The following is a 13,545-nucleotide window of genomic DNA, read 5'->3' as shown; positions in this document are numbered from 1 at the left end:
AAAACTCCAGACCAGACCGGGTACGGGTGTGGCAGTCAACGACAACAGTGCACGAAGGCATAGCAGCCCGGAATGCCAAATGCCATGCGCATGGCCGGAAGCCTAACAGGAATTGACGTTGCCGCCACCGCAGCGGGCGCCGAGCGAACGGCATCCCCGCTAGTGGTGCATCAGGTGGGTTACCAGCCATGTGACGACGACCAGCGCCACCAGGATGGCGAGAACCAGCGTGACATGCGACCGCGGCATGGGCCCTACTCGGATGTCGCGTCAGCGTGGCGGGCGCGGCGCATCAGCTCGATGCCCTTGCCGAGCAGGCCATCCAACAGGGCCGCCGCGGCGTAGGCCACCACCAGCACGATCGGCACCACCACCATGGCCTGCAGTACGAAAGGGAGCCCCGAAAGCCAAAGCTCGTTGCCGTCCCACCAATCGAGGAACGCGTTCACGGGGCCCACCCTATTCGGCACCGCTGCCGAAGACCAATATGAGGACCGGCGCATGGCTACCGTCCCGAGGCCACGACCTGCCCGATCGACGGCGCCGGACCGGCGGGCACGGTGCTCGCCCGCCATTGTCCGTCCCGGCATCAACATCACGGCGACGGAAAAGCACGCCGACCTCGTGTGCGCGGCCCGAACTCGCCCGCGTATGCGCTTTACGCAGGGGATACCCGCGCGCCACGCCACCTCGGCGAAAGGTTGGACGCGAGACCGCTGAGCAGCGATGATGTCCAGATGGTTCTGCATGCCCAATCCGAAGACCAGCCGGCCGACGCCATGCCCGAGGATGCGTTCCAAGCCACCTCCGCAGCGTCGCTGTCGTCGTCCATCGACTTGCGCACGCCGGGGCCCCTCGCTCCCAGCGCCGCCCTCCGGAACCCGTTCCCGCCCATCGCCGACTACGCGTTCCTGTCAGACTGGGAAACCACCTGCCTGATCTCCCCGGCCGGCTCGGTCGAATGGCTGTGCGTGCCGCGACCGGACTCCCCCAGCGTCTTCGGCGCGATCTTGGACCGCAGCGCCGGCCACTTCCGGCTGGGCCCCTACGGCGTCTCGGTGCCCTCGGCCCGCCGGTACCTTCCCGGCAGCCTCATCATGGAGACCACCTGGCAGACCCACACCGGGTGGCTCATCGTGCGTGACGCGCTGGTCATGGGGCCCTGGCACGACCTAGAGCGGCGGTCGCGGACGCATCGCCGCACGCCGATGGACTGGGATGCCGAGCACATCCTGCTACGCACCGTGCGGTGCGTCAGCGGCACCGTCGAATTGATGATGAGCTGCGAGCCGGCGTTCGACTATCACCGCGTCGGCGCCGCCTGGGAGTACTCCGCTAACGCGTACGGCGAGGCCGTCGCGCGCGCCACCAAGGAACCCGACGCCCACCCGACGCTGCGGCTCACCAGCAACCTGCGCATCGGGCTGGAAGGCCGGGAGGCACGCGCGCGCACCCGGATGAAAGAAGGCGACGACGTGTTCGTCGCGCTGAGCTGGACCAAACACCCGGCGCCGCAGACGTACCAGGAGGCCGCCGACAAGATGTGGCAGACCACCGAGTGCTGGCGGCAGTGGATCAACATCGGTAACTTCCCCGACCATCCGTGGCGCGCGTACCTGCAGCGCAGCGCGCTGACGCTGAAGGGCCTGACCTACTCGCCCACCGGTGCGCTGCTGGCGGCCAGCACCACCTCGCTGCCGGAAACGCCGCAGGGCGAACGCAATTGGGATTACCGCTACGCCTGGGTGCGCGACTCGACGTTCGCGTTGTGGGGTCTGTACACGCTGGGGCTGGACCGCGAGGCCGACGATTTCTTCGCCTTCATCGCCGACGTCTCCGGCGCCAACCACAACGAGCGGCACCCGCTGCAGGTGATGTACGGCGTGGGTGGCGAGCGCAGCCTGGTCGAAGAAGAGCTGCATCACCTGTCCGGCTATGACCATGCCCGCCCGGTGCGCATCGGCAACGGCGCCTACGACCAGGTCCAGCACGATATCTGGGGTTCCATCCTGGATTCGTTCTACCTGCACGCCAAGTCGCGCGAGCAAGTCCCGGAGACGTTGTGGCCGGTGCTCAAGAAGCAGGTGGAGGAGGCGATCAAGCACTGGCGCGAGCCGGACCGCGGCATCTGGGAGGTGCGCGGGGAACCGCAGCACTTCACGTCGTCAAAGGTGATGTGCTGGGTGGCGCTCGATCGCGGAGCCAAGCTGGCCGACCGGCAGGGTGAGAAGAGCTATGCCCAGCAGTGGCGGGCAATCGCCGAGGAGATCAAGAACGACATCCTGCAGCACGGGGTGGACTCCCGCGGGGTGTTCACCCAGCGCTACGGCAGCGACGCGCTGGATGCCTCGCTGCTGCTGGTGGTGCTGACGCGGTTCCTGCCGCCCGATGACCCGCGGGTGCGCAACACGGTCGTGGCGATCGCCGACGAACTCACCCAGGAAGGCCTGGTGCTGCGCTACCGGGTCGAGGAGACCGACGACGGGCTGTCCGGCGAGGAGGGCACCTTCACGATCTGCTCATTCTGGCTGGTGTCGGCGCTGGTCGAAATCGGGGAGGTGCGGCGCGCCAAACGCCTGTGTGAGCGGCTACTGTCCTACGCCAGCCCACTGCACCTCTACGCCGAGGAGATCGAGCCGCGCACCGGCCGGCAGCTGGGCAACTTCCCGCAGGCGTTCACCCACCTGGCGCTGATCAACGCGGTGGTGCACGTCATCCGCGCTGAGGAGGAAGCCGACGGCTCTGGGATGTTCCAGCCCGCAAACGCACCCATGTAGTGGCGATCGCGAGCGCGGCGATCGCGAGCGCGGCGAAGCCGGGCGAAGCGGGTCGCCACCATCAGGTAGTCAGTGGCGATCGCGAGCGCGGCGAAGCCGGGCGAAGCGGGTCGCCACCATCAGGTAGCTACCCGAACGCGGCGAAGCGCGCGGTGTCAGCCCAGAGCGCTGACCTTGTCCATCAGGGCACGCGCGATGTCGGTGGCGCTGGAGTTGATGTCCGCCGATCCCGGGTCAGAGGACCGTCGGCCGCCGAAGAACACCACCTGAACCTCGACGAGGCAGTTCGACCGGACGCCGATGGCGCGCGCCTGTGGTGTGGGCCGCAGGGGCGGCATGTTGGGCAGTATCGATGTCGCGGTTTTGGTGGCCGCGACGGTGGAATCGGTGGCGCGGACATCGCTGATGACGTTCGTTGTGCTGATCGGACCCGACTGTTCCGATGTCGTCATGCCGTTGCACTGCTGCCACTGCTGGGAGAACTGCGCGAACAACGCCTGGGCCTGCGTGGCCGATGGGAGCGTGACCACGCCTTCCTCAACCACGATCACCTGCGCCGGTTCGCCATTGTTCCACCACGACTCCGACGCAACGTCTTTCACGTCGGCGGACCGGTAGACGCCGTGCTGCAACATCGCCGTCACGCCCAGGCAACCGGCCTGCGACGTCGATCGCTTGACCTGATAAAGCTTCTCGGGCCCGCCGAATTCGGCCGGATCCCGCGCCACGAAGGTCTGATTGAGCATCCGCGAGAGCGTCGCGCCGTCGAGAAGCACTTGCTTGACCGTCGTGCCGCGCAGCGGTCCCGGCTTCAGGTTTGGCGCCGGCTTGGCCGTGCCCGCCACTACTCCACCGCAACCCGTCGCCAACGCGGCAACCGCCACCAGCGCCGTCGCCATCCCACGTATTCGCATGGCTATTTTTTGCCCTTGTCCCCCGCGGCGTCGGCGGACAGCGCCGCAACGAACGCCTCCTGCGGCACATCGACGCGCCCGATGGTTTTCATCCGCTTCTTGCCTTCCTTCTGCTTTTCCAGAAGTTTGCGTTTACGGGTGATGTCGCCGCCGTAGCACTTGGACAACACGTCCTTACGGATCGCGCGAATGTTCTCGCGCGCAATGATTTTCGATCCGATGGCGGCCTGGACAGGCACCTCGAACTGCTGACGCGGGATGAGCTCTTTGAGCTTGGTGGTCATCTTGTTGCCGTAGGCCGATGCCCCGTCCTTGTGCACGATCGCACTGAACGCGTCGACCGCCTCGCCCTGCAACAGAATGTCGACCTTGACCAATTGAGCCTCCTGCTCGCCGGCCTCCTCGTAGTCGAGGCTGGCGTAGCCGCGGGTGCGTGACTTCAGCGAGTCGAAGAAGTCGAAGATGATCTCGCCCAGCGGCATGGTGTAGCGCAACTCGACCCGTTCGGGCGACAGGTAATCCATGCCGCCCAGCTCGCCGCGGCGCGACTGGCACAGTTCCATGATGGTGCCGATGAATTCGCTCGGCGCGATGATCGTCGTCTTGACCACCGGCTCGTAGACCTCGCGGATCTTGCCCTCCGGCCAATCCGACGGGTTGGTCACCCGGATCTCGGTGTCGTCCTCTTTGATCACGCGATAGACCACGTTGGGCGACGTGGAGATCAGGTCTAGATTGAACTCGCGCTCCAGGCGCTCCCGGGTGATCTCCATGTGCAGCAGACCCAAGAAGCCGCAACGGAATCCGAAGCCCAGCGCCACCGACGTCTCGGGCTCGTAGGTCAAGGCGGCGTCGTTGAGTTGCAGGCGGTCCAGGGCGTCGCGCAGAACCGGGTAGTCCGAACCGTCCACCGGATACAGACCCGAGTAGACCATCGGCTTGGGTTCGCGGTATCCGGTCAGCGCTTCGGCGGCACCGTGGCGGGCCGTCGTCACGGTGTCACCCACCTTGGATTGACGGACGTCCTTGACGCCGGTGATCAGGTAACCCACCTCCCCGACGCCGAGGCCGTCGCTGGCCTTCGGCTCAGGCGAGACGATGCCGACCTCGAGCAGTTCGTGGGTGGCGCCGGTCGACATCATTGCGATGCGTTCGCGCGGGGTGATCTTGCCGTCGACCACCCGGACGTAGGTCACCACGCCGCGGTAGATGTCGTAGACCGAGTCGAAGATCATCGCCCGCAGTGGGGCGTCGGCCTCACCCTGCGGGGGCGGCACCTCGCGCACCACGTGATCGAGCAGGTCGGCGACGCCGTCTCCGGTCTTGCCGGAGACGCGCAGCACGTCACCCGGCTCGCAACCGATGATATGGGCGATCTCGGCGGCGTAACGGTCCGGGTCGGCGGCGGGCAGGTCGATCTTGTTGAGCACCGGAATGATGTGCAGGTCGCGGTCCAGTGCCAGGTAGAGATTGGCCAAGGTCTGCGCCTCGATGCCCTGCGCGGCGTCGACCAGCAGCACCGCACCCTCGCACGCCTCCAGTGCGCGCGACACCTCGTAGGTGAAGTCGACGTGGCCCGGGGTGTCGATCAGGTGCAGCACGTAATCGGTGTCGCCGACTTTCCACGGCAGGCGCACGTTCTGGGCCTTGATGGTGATCCCGCGTTCGCGCTCGATGTCCATCCGGTCCAGGTACTGGGCACGCATCGATCGCTCGTCGACGACGCCGGTGAGCTGGAGCATCCGGTCGGCCAGCGTGGACTTGCCATGGTCGATGTGGGCGATGATGCAGAAGTTCCGAATCTGCGCCGGCGCAGTGAAGGTCTTGTCGGCGAAACTGCTGATGGGAATCTCCTGGTGCGTGCAAGCTTATCGGGGCGCTGCGCGGCCGTTTCCGGGGCGTTCGCGGGTATGTCCAGCGTATCCAGACAGGGCCGCCGGAACCTACTTGGACACAATCGCACCCCGCCGCTCGCGTCTATGCTGCGAATATGCCGTCTCCCCGAAAGTCTCAGTGGAAGACGTTTCAGCGGTTCGCCGAGAACTTCGTATTCAACAACGCCCCTCGCCTCGTCCGACAGGTGCAGAACTCCCAGACCGTGCTGCGTGAGCTGCAGCAGGCGGTGCGGATCACCGCGAATGTCATCGCCGCGGTGGCGCCCCCACCTTCCGACACGCCCGTCTCCGGCCGGCCGGTGACCAGCGGCAGCCTGCCGACCGCGCAACGCGCCCGCAAGCTGGTGTACGCGCCGAGCCTCGACGGCCGGGCCGATCCCGGCGAGATCGTCTGGACCTGGGTGGTCTACGAGGACGACCCCACGCGGGGCAAGGACCGCCCCGTCCTGGTCGTGGGGCGAGACCGTAGCGTTCTGCTGGGCTTGATGGTGTCCAGCCAGGAGCGCCACGCCGCGGATCACGACTGGGTCGGAATTGGTTCCGGCCCTTGGGATTACGAGGGCAGGCCAAGTTGGGTCCGGTTGGACCGGGTGCTCGACGTGCCCGAAGAGGGCATTCGCCGTGAAGGCGCCATCCTGGATCGCGAGATCTTCGATGTGGTGGCCGCGCGATTGCGCGCCGAGTACTCCTGGCGCTAGCGCGTCCGGCGATGCGCCGAGCGTGCACTCACGGCGAGAAAACGACTTCGTCTTCGCCGTGAGTGCACGTTCGGCGAGCGGGGCCGCGCCGGGCGATCCGCCGAGCCTGGGCGATCAGCCCTGGGTGATGTAGGACTGCAGCTGTCGCTGCTCGGCCTCAAGTTCTTCCATCCGGGTCTTCACGACGTCACCGATGCTGACGATGCCGATCAGCTTCTTGCCGTCGAGCACCGGCACATGCCGCACCCGATTCTTGGTCATCAACACGCTGATGGCGTCGACCTCGTCGGTCTTGGCGCAGGTGGCCAGCATCGAGGTCATGATCTTGGACACCGGGCGCGACAGCACGCTCGCGCCATGCGTGTGCAGCTGGCGCACCACGTCACGCTCCGACACGATGCCGACCACACCCTCGTCGCCGACCACGACCATGGCGCCGATGTTTTGGTCGCTCAACCCCGCAAGCAGCTCGCGAACCGTCGCGTCCGGATTGATGGTCACCACCGCCGCGCCCTTGTTTCGCAAGACGTCCGCTATCCGCATCGAGGCCTCCAGCCGGGTTGTGATCCGCTTCACACCAGGTTACGGGTTCCTCGCGCGGCGGAAAAGCCACCAGAGAAACCTCATACAGATCGTGTCCAAAACGGTGAAAGCGCGGCTGATCCCTCGGTTGGCCCACCCGCAGGCACCGGGGGCTTGCAAGATGGGTCCATGATCGAGGTCACGCTGCTGGGCACCGGAAGTCCGATTCCCGATCCGAACCGCGCCGGGCCGTCAACTCTGGTGCGTGCCGGCGGGCAGGTGTTCCTGGTCGACTGCGGGCGTGGCGTGCTGCAGCGCGCGGCCGCGGTCGGGGTGGGCGCGGCCGGAGTGTCGGCGTTGCTGCTCACCCACCTGCACAGCGACCACATCGGGGACCTCGGCGATGTCCTCATCACGCGGTGGATCGGCACGTTCACCCCGGATCCCGCGCCGCTGCCCATCATCGGACCGCCCGGCACCGCCGAGGTGGTCGCGGCGACGCTGAACGCGTTCCGGCACGACATCGGCTACCGGATCGCCCATCACAGCGACCTCAACGAGCCGCCGGCGGTGGATGTCCGCGAGTACACCGACGGCCCCGTCTGGGACCACGACGGGGTGGGCATTCGGGTGGCCCCGACCGATCACCGGCCGGTGGCCCCGACCATCGGTTTTCGGGTCGATCACCAGGGCGCCTCGGTGGTGCTCGCCGGTGACACCATTCCCTGTGCCGGCCTGGATGAGCTGGCGGCGGGCGCCGACGCGCTGGTGCACACCGTGATCCGCAAGGACATCGTCGTCACCATCCCCCAGCAGCGGCTGCAGGACATCTGCGACTACCACTCGTCAGTTGAGGAAGCGGCGGCGACCGCGGCCCGCGCGGGGGTGGGCACCCTTGTCATGACGCATTACGTGCCGGCGCTGGTACCCGGCCAGGAAGAACAGTGGCGGGCCCTGGCGGCGACGCAGTTCGGTGGGCGCATCGAACTCGGTGACGATCTGCACCGGGTCCAGGTCGAGGCATCCACATGACGATCGCCGGCGGCGGCTCACCGGACCGGCGAACCTCGTTGCGCCGCAGGCGATAGGGCAACGCTCGCCACCATCAGCCAGGTGAGCGCCAGGACCCGCGCGACCGGCAGGATGACGCCCAGCGCCGGCCAGATCAGCACCACCACGGTCACTTCCGCGAGGACGGCCGTCGCCAGACCGATCCGGGTGACCGATCTGGGCAGCACTCCCGTGCCGGACGCCGCGATTGCGCCGACCAGCAGCCCCAACGCCGCAATGTGGCCCGGGCCGCCGGTGAGGAATACCAGTAGGTACAGCGCTCTGACCAACGCCGCGTCAGCTCCAACTTCCGGTATCGACAACGTCCAGCCCAGCAGTCCAGCCAGGCCGAGCGCACCGGCGGCCAAGGCGCCACCGGTCAGAGCGATCGCGGCGGATCTGCTGCTTGCCTCGAGTTGCCGCAGCCGGGCACCGGCGATCGCCGCGTAGAGCGCCAGCGGCACCGACGACGCGAACGTCGCAACGGCGACGATGCGCACGGCCACCGACTGGGCACGGACGTAGCTCGTGACGGCACTTGCCGGCCCGTAAGGCAACGGCATGACGCCGCCCACGGCAACCCCGATCGCGATGCCGCCGATGAGCAGACCGATGCAGGCCAGGGATAGCGGCACCAGGGGCCCCCAGCCACGCCCGGGTGGGTTCCCATCGCGCCGAGCCGCGCCCTCGGCTAAATCATTCATTCCTGCAACGGTATCCCCGGGGTCGGCCACTGTCGGCGAATATCACCGGGCTAGGCCAGCCGGGTCACCTCCACGATCACGTCGAGGTCGGTGGCGCCCTCGCCGGAATAGATGCCCTTCAACGGGGAGACGTCGGCGTAGTCGCGGCCCGCGCCCACGCCGACGTACTGCTCGGTGATCTCGGTGTCGTTGGTGGGGTCATAGCTCCACCAGGCACCAGTCCACGCCTCGATCCAGGCGTGGCTTCGCCCATCCACGGTGTCCCCGACCACGGCCTCGCGTTTGGGATGGAGGTAGCCCGAGACGTAATGCGCCGGAATTCCCATGCTGCGCAACAACATCAGCGACAGGTGCACGAAGTCCTGGCAGACGCCCTTGCCCTGTTTGAGCGCGTCCAGCCCCGACGAGGCCACGCTGGTGGTTCCGGGAAGGTATTCGAGTTCATTGCGCACCCAATCGGCGGCGGCGACAACGGCCTCGGCCGGCTTGTGGGACTTGCTGATCTTTTTGCCCACCGACGCCACCCGCTTGCTGGCCGGCGTGTGCTCGGTGGGGCGCAGCAGCTCGTCGTAGCGATCGATCACTACCTCCGATTGCAGGTCGCCCCAACCGACTTCCGACATCAGCGGTTCGGCTCGCTCGGTTTCGACGACCGAGGATGACATCACCGTGAGATCTGTGTGGGGGGCGTGCAGGTCGAACGCCGTGACCGCGGTGCCCCAGTAGTCGATGTAGCGGTAGGACCGCGTTGCCGGGATGGTTTCGACCCGGTTGAGGATGACGTTCTGCCGGGTGTTCGACCGCGGGGTCAGCCGGGCCTCGTTGTAGGAGGCGGTCACCGGCGACTGGTAGGCGTATCCCGTGGTGTGCACGACGCGCAGCCGCCACATCAGCCGTCCCCTTTCCTGCGGACCAGCCGGGCGCGTTGGCCCGCGTCCGACCACGCCACCCAGGGCGTCACGTGAAAGTACTGCAGCGCCAACGCCTCTCCGACGTCATGGCAGGTCCGCTGCAGCCCGGCCAGACGGCTCTCCAGCGATTCCAGCAGCGCTCCCGGCTGGACGAACTCCAACTCGCTGCGCGCCTGACCGAGCAGCCGCTGCGCCTCGGCGGTGGCCCCAATCCGGCTCTGTCGGTTGTGGACGAGTTCGTCCAAGTTGTGTTCGGCCAGTCGCAGCGAGTAGAACACCGAACGCGGAAACAGCCGGTCCAACAACATGAATTCGACGACCCGGCCCGCATCCAACACACCACGGTAAGTCCGCAGGTAGGTGTCGTGGGCGCCCGCCGAACGCAACAGCGTCACCCACGCCGGGGACGAGGCGCTGTCCCCGACCCGCGACAGTAACAGCCGCACCGTCATGTCGACCCGTTCGATCGCCCGACCCAATACCATGAACCGGTAGCCGTCGTCGCGGGACAGCGTCGAGTCGGCCAGGCCGGCGAACATCGCCGCGCGTCGTTCGATGAACGACAAGAAGTCGTGCGGCCCAAGGCGTTTGGCGGCACGCTCCCGTTCAGGCAGGGCATGATAGGTCGTGTTGAGGCACTCCCAGATCTCGCTGGACGTCACCTCGCGCGCTGACTTCGCGTTCTCGCGTGCCGAGGTGATGGCGTCGACGATCGAGCAGCCACCCTGGGTGTTGGTGCTGTAGGCCACCAAGTCGGTCAACGACCACACATCCAGGTGGTGATCCGGCGGGTCGATGCCGAGCACCCGCAGCAAAAGGCGCGAAGCCTGGTCCGGGTCGACGCTGGAGTCCTCGAGCAACTGGTGCAGCGCCACGTCCAGGATGCGGGCGGTGTCGTCGGCGCGCTCGACGTAGCGGCCGATCCAGTACAGCGCCTCGGCGTTACGTGCCAGCATCGTGCACCGCCCTTTGTTGCTGCTGCTGCTCGAGCTGCTCGCGCCGGGGCAGTTCGGTGGGTTGCGCCTGCTGAGACGACATGGACGTCAGCCAGGACGCGTCTTCCAACGGGTCGGGCATCGAGGTGGGCAGCGAGCGCACCACCTCAGCCGCCTCGAGCTCATGGTCGCCGGCCGCCGCCCGCGACGCCAGCACCCAGGTGTCCTTGGAGCCGCCGCCCTGACTGGAGTTGACCACCCGCGACCCCTCGACCAGGGCCACCCGGCTCAGCCCGCCGGGCAGCACCCACACGTCGTCGCCGTCGTTGACCGCGAACGGTCGCAGATCCACGTAGCGGGGCGCCAGGGTATTGCCGATCTGCGTCGGCACCGTCGACAGTTCCATCATCGGCTGCGCGATCCAGCTCCGGGGATCGTCGCGAATCTTCTTGGCGACGGCAGCCAACTCCTTGTCCGAGGCCTCCGGACCGAACACGATGCCGTAGCCGCCGGACCCCTCCACCGGCTTGAGAACCAACTCGTCGATGCGGTCCAGCACCGCTTCGCGCTCGTCATCGAGCCAGCAGCGCAAGGTCTCCACGTTGGCCAGCAGGGGCTTTTCGCCCAGGTAGTACTCGATCATGGTGGGGACGTAGGTGTAGACGAGTTTGTCGTCGCCGACGCCGTTGCCGATAGCGCTGGAGATGGAGACATTGCCGGCGCGCGCGGCGTTGACCAGGCCGGCCACTCCCAGCACCGAGTCGGCGCGGAACTGCAGCGGGTCCAAGAAGGCGTCGTCGATGCGCCGATAGATGACGTCGACCTGGCGCTCGCCCTCGGTGGTGCGCATGTACACCTGGTTGTCGCGGCAGAACAGGTCGCGCCCTTCGACCAGCTCGACACCCATCTGGCGGGCCAGCAGGGAATGCTCGAAATAGGCCGAGTTGTACACACCGGGGGTCAGCACCACCACCGTCGGGTCGGCCTCGTTGGTGGCCGCGGAGTTGCGCAGCGCCCGCAGCAGGTGCGAGGCGTAGTCGTCGACGGCGCGCACCCGGTGGGTCGCGAACAGGTTCGGAAAGACGCGCGCCATGGTACGCCGGTTCTCCATGACATAGGACACACCCGACGGCGAGCGCAGGTTGTCCTCGAGGACCCGCCAGACCCCCTTTTCATCGCGGATCAGATCGATGCCCGCCACGTGGATGCGCACGCCGTTGGGCGGGACGATGCCCATCGCCTGCCGGTGGAAATGTTCGCAGGAGGTGACCAGGCGGCGTGGGATGACATTGTCGTTCAATATCTCCTGGTCACCGTAGATGTCATCGAGGTACATCTCGAGCGCCTTGACCCGCTGGGTGATGCCGCGCTCCAGGCGCGTCCACTCGGCGGCCGAGATAACCCGGGGCACCAGGTCCAGCGGAAACGGCCGTTCCTGGCCTGATAACGAGAAGGTGATCCCCTGGTCGAGGAAGGCGCGGGATAGCGCTTCGGCGCGAGCTTTCAATTCCGAGGCGTCCGACGGCGCAAGCTCGGCGTAGATACCCCGGTAGGGACCGCGGACAGCGCCCTGGGCATCGAACATCTCGTCGAACGCCATCTGGTAGGCGTCCGAAGACTCGTTGTATCCACCAAAAATGCGCTCAGAACGCGCAGCGCGAAAACCCCGCTTGGTCTCGTCAAGCTGGTTTGTAAGACTCACTGTTCAGATGCTGCCTCAAATCGACGTTCTGGCAGCCCACGGGTTCCCATTTTGGGAGAAAACGTAACTCACTGATAACCTGGGCAGTCGCTGTGGTGATATCCGGCGCCCCACAAAACGTCTAATCGAAGAAGGAACTCCAGCGTGGCCAACATCAAGTCGCAGCAGAAGCGCAACAAGACGAACGAGCGCGCTCGCCTGCGCAACAAGTCGGTGAAGTCGTCGCTGCGTACCGCCGTGCGCGCGTTCCGCGAGGCCGCCCACGCCGGCGACAAAGAGAAGGCCGCCGAACTGCTGGTGTCGACCAACCGCAAGCTGGACAAGGCGGCCAGCAAGGGCGTGATCCACAAGAACCAGGCCGCGAACAAGAAGTCAGCGCTGACGAAGGCGCTCAACAAGATCTGAGGCCCTGCAGGCCGACGGCGCCCGCCCCCTCTAGTGGCTGCGCTGGGCGGCTAGCTCGGCAACCTGTCTGACCGCGGATTCCAGGGCGTAGTCGGCGTCCACCACCGCTCCCTTGACGTTCGCGTTGAGCGTCGCCACCACCTTCATCGCCGACGCCACCGAGTCACGCGACCAACGCCGAGCCTGTTTCTGCGCCTTCTGCACCCGCCAGGGCGGCATCCCGAGCTGTGACGCGAGCCGATAGGGATCCCCCGACAGGGGGCCGACCCGACCGATCGTGTGGATCGCCTCGGCCAGAGCATCGGCCAGCACCACAAGTGGCTCCCCCCGCATCATGGCCCACCGCAACGCCTCGGCGGCTCCCTCGACGTCGCCGGTTACCGCCTTGTCCGCGATGTCGAAGCCCTTCACCTCGGCCTTGCCGCTGTGATAGCGACGCACCGCGGCGGCGTCGACCACCCCGCCGGTATCGGCGACCAACTGCGAGCAGGCAGAAGCCAACTCCCGCAGATCGGAACCGACCGAATCCAGCATCGCGGTCACGGTGTCCTCGTCGGCCTTGACGCGCAGGCCGCGAAATTCCTTGCGGATGAAGTCGATGCGTTCGCTGAGTTTGGTGATGCGCGCGCAGGCATGCACCTCGGCGCCGAGGGACTGCAGCTCGGCGGCAAGCGCCTTGGCTCGCCCACCCCCCGAGTGCACCACGACCAGCACTACACCCGTCGGCATGTCACTCGCGGCCGAAACAATCACCGCGGCAGCGTCTTTGCCGGCTTCGGCGGCGGCCTCCAGCACGACGATGCGCTCGTCGGCGAACAGTGACGGACTCAGCAGCTCGGCGAGCTCATACGTGCTGACGTCGCCCGCCCGCATCCGGTTGACCGGAACGTCCTCGGTGCCGGCCCGCTTCCGCGCCGACCGCAGCACGTCGGCTACCGCCCGTTCGACCAGCAGTTCCTCGTCTCCCAGGACCAGGTGCAACGGCGAAACTTCGCTCATCCCACGATGGTGTCACGCCCTACCGACTGTGCC

General features: G+C 66.8%; 13 protein-coding genes and 1 pseudogene. 4 read left to right on the top strand and 10 right to left on the bottom strand.

Annotated features, from left to right (window positions below):
- Nucleotides 1-254: 254 nt before the first annotated feature.
- Nucleotides 255-458, bottom strand: coding sequence for a hypothetical protein (locus AC5Y4F_RS04925; protein ID WP_369829703.1), 204 nt, complete (start codon nt 456-458; stop codon nt 255-257).
- Between the two features lie 279 nt (nt 459-737).
- Here AC5Y4F_RS04925 and AC5Y4F_RS04920 point away from each other — a divergent pair, with 279 nt between their 5' ends.
- A complete protein-coding gene (locus AC5Y4F_RS04920; protein WP_067934673.1) occupies nt 738-2,777 on the top strand; it encodes a glycoside hydrolase family 15 protein in 2,040 nt (679 codons plus the stop codon).
- On the opposite strand, the pseudogene AC5Y4F_RS04915 reads toward AC5Y4F_RS04920, so the two are convergent.
- The 3 genes and pseudogenes from AC5Y4F_RS04915 to lepA form a co-directional block, all read right to left on the bottom strand.
- A pseudogene (locus tag AC5Y4F_RS04915) lies at nt 2,742-2,850 on the bottom strand (gamma-glutamyl-gamma-aminobutyrate hydrolase family protein); the annotation flags it as partial. The gene AC5Y4F_RS04920 and the pseudogene AC5Y4F_RS04915 sit on opposite strands and share 36 nt — an antisense overlap.
- 82 nt (nt 2,851-2,932) lie before the next feature.
- Complete coding sequence (locus AC5Y4F_RS04910; RefSeq protein WP_499995337.1) at nt 2,933-3,691, bottom strand: sensor domain-containing protein; 759 nt, start codon at nt 3,689-3,691, stop codon at nt 2,933-2,935.
- A gap of 2 nt (nt 3,692-3,693) precedes the next feature.
- A complete protein-coding gene (lepA, locus tag AC5Y4F_RS04905) occupies nt 3,694-5,541 on the bottom strand; it encodes a translation elongation factor 4 (protein ID WP_082947617.1) in 1,848 nt (615 codons plus the stop codon).
- A gap of 140 nt (nt 5,542-5,681) precedes the next feature.
- Between lepA and AC5Y4F_RS04900 the strand changes: the two genes are divergently transcribed.
- Complete coding sequence (locus tag AC5Y4F_RS04900; RefSeq protein WP_067934678.1) at nt 5,682-6,284, top strand: type II toxin-antitoxin system PemK/MazF family toxin; 603 nt, start codon at nt 5,682-5,684, stop codon at nt 6,282-6,284.
- A 114-nt stretch (nt 6,285-6,398) separates the two neighbouring features.
- Here AC5Y4F_RS04900 and AC5Y4F_RS04895 read toward each other — a convergent pair whose 3' ends face one another.
- Nucleotides 6,399-6,827 carry a CBS domain-containing protein gene (locus tag AC5Y4F_RS04895; RefSeq protein WP_067934753.1) on the bottom strand — a complete coding sequence of 143 codons (429 nt, stop codon included), beginning with the start codon at nt 6,825-6,827 and terminating at the stop codon, nt 6,399-6,401.
- A gap of 168 nt (nt 6,828-6,995) precedes the next feature.
- Here AC5Y4F_RS04895 and AC5Y4F_RS04890 point away from each other — a divergent pair, with 168 nt between their 5' ends.
- Nucleotides 6,996-7,838 (top strand): ribonuclease Z, encoded by an 843-nt coding sequence (locus AC5Y4F_RS04890; protein WP_067934679.1) that lies wholly within the window; start codon nt 6,996-6,998, stop codon nt 7,836-7,838.
- 17 nt (nt 7,839-7,855) lie between these two features.
- On the opposite strand, the gene AC5Y4F_RS04885 is transcribed toward AC5Y4F_RS04890, so the two are convergent.
- Genes AC5Y4F_RS04885 through AC5Y4F_RS04870 form a run of 4 tightly spaced genes read right to left on the bottom strand, consistent with a single transcriptional unit; the run spans nt 7,856 to nt 12,108 of the window.
- Complete coding sequence (locus tag AC5Y4F_RS04885; RefSeq protein ID WP_499995335.1) at nt 7,856-8,560, bottom strand: hypothetical protein; 705 nt, start codon at nt 8,558-8,560, stop codon at nt 7,856-7,858.
- 50 nt (nt 8,561-8,610) lie between these two features.
- Nucleotides 8,611-9,450 carry a transglutaminase family protein gene (locus AC5Y4F_RS04880; protein WP_067934684.1) on the bottom strand — a complete coding sequence of 280 codons (840 nt, stop codon included), beginning with the start codon at nt 9,448-9,450 and terminating at the stop codon, nt 8,611-8,613.
- The gene (locus AC5Y4F_RS04875) at nt 9,450-10,427 is read right to left on the bottom strand and encodes an alpha-E domain-containing protein (RefSeq protein WP_067934686.1); all 978 of its coding nucleotides are present in this window, start codon (nt 10,425-10,427) and stop codon (nt 9,450-9,452) included. Before AC5Y4F_RS04875 ends, AC5Y4F_RS04880 begins: the two co-directional genes overlap by 1 nt.
- Complete coding sequence (locus AC5Y4F_RS04870; RefSeq protein ID WP_499995334.1) at nt 10,414-12,108, bottom strand: circularly permuted type 2 ATP-grasp protein; 1,695 nt, start codon at nt 12,106-12,108, stop codon at nt 10,414-10,416. Before AC5Y4F_RS04870 ends, AC5Y4F_RS04875 begins: the two co-directional genes overlap by 14 nt.
- A gap of 144 nt (nt 12,109-12,252) precedes the next feature.
- Between AC5Y4F_RS04870 and rpsT the strand changes: the two genes are divergently transcribed.
- Nucleotides 12,253-12,513, top strand: a complete 261-nt coding sequence (rpsT, locus tag AC5Y4F_RS04865; protein WP_067934690.1) for a 30S ribosomal protein S20 — start codon at nt 12,253-12,255, stop codon at nt 12,511-12,513.
- A gap of 30 nt (nt 12,514-12,543) precedes the next feature.
- On the opposite strand, the gene holA is transcribed toward rpsT, so the two are convergent.
- Nucleotides 12,544-13,494, bottom strand: a complete 951-nt coding sequence (gene holA, locus AC5Y4F_RS04860) for a DNA polymerase III subunit delta (RefSeq protein WP_231986373.1) — start codon at nt 13,492-13,494, stop codon at nt 12,544-12,546.
- Nucleotides 13,495-13,545 lie beyond the last annotated feature (51 nt).

The sequence above is a fragment of the Mycobacterium sp. NGS56 genome, assembly GCF_059812425.1.
This window is presented reverse-complemented; position numbering and strand designations above follow the sequence as displayed.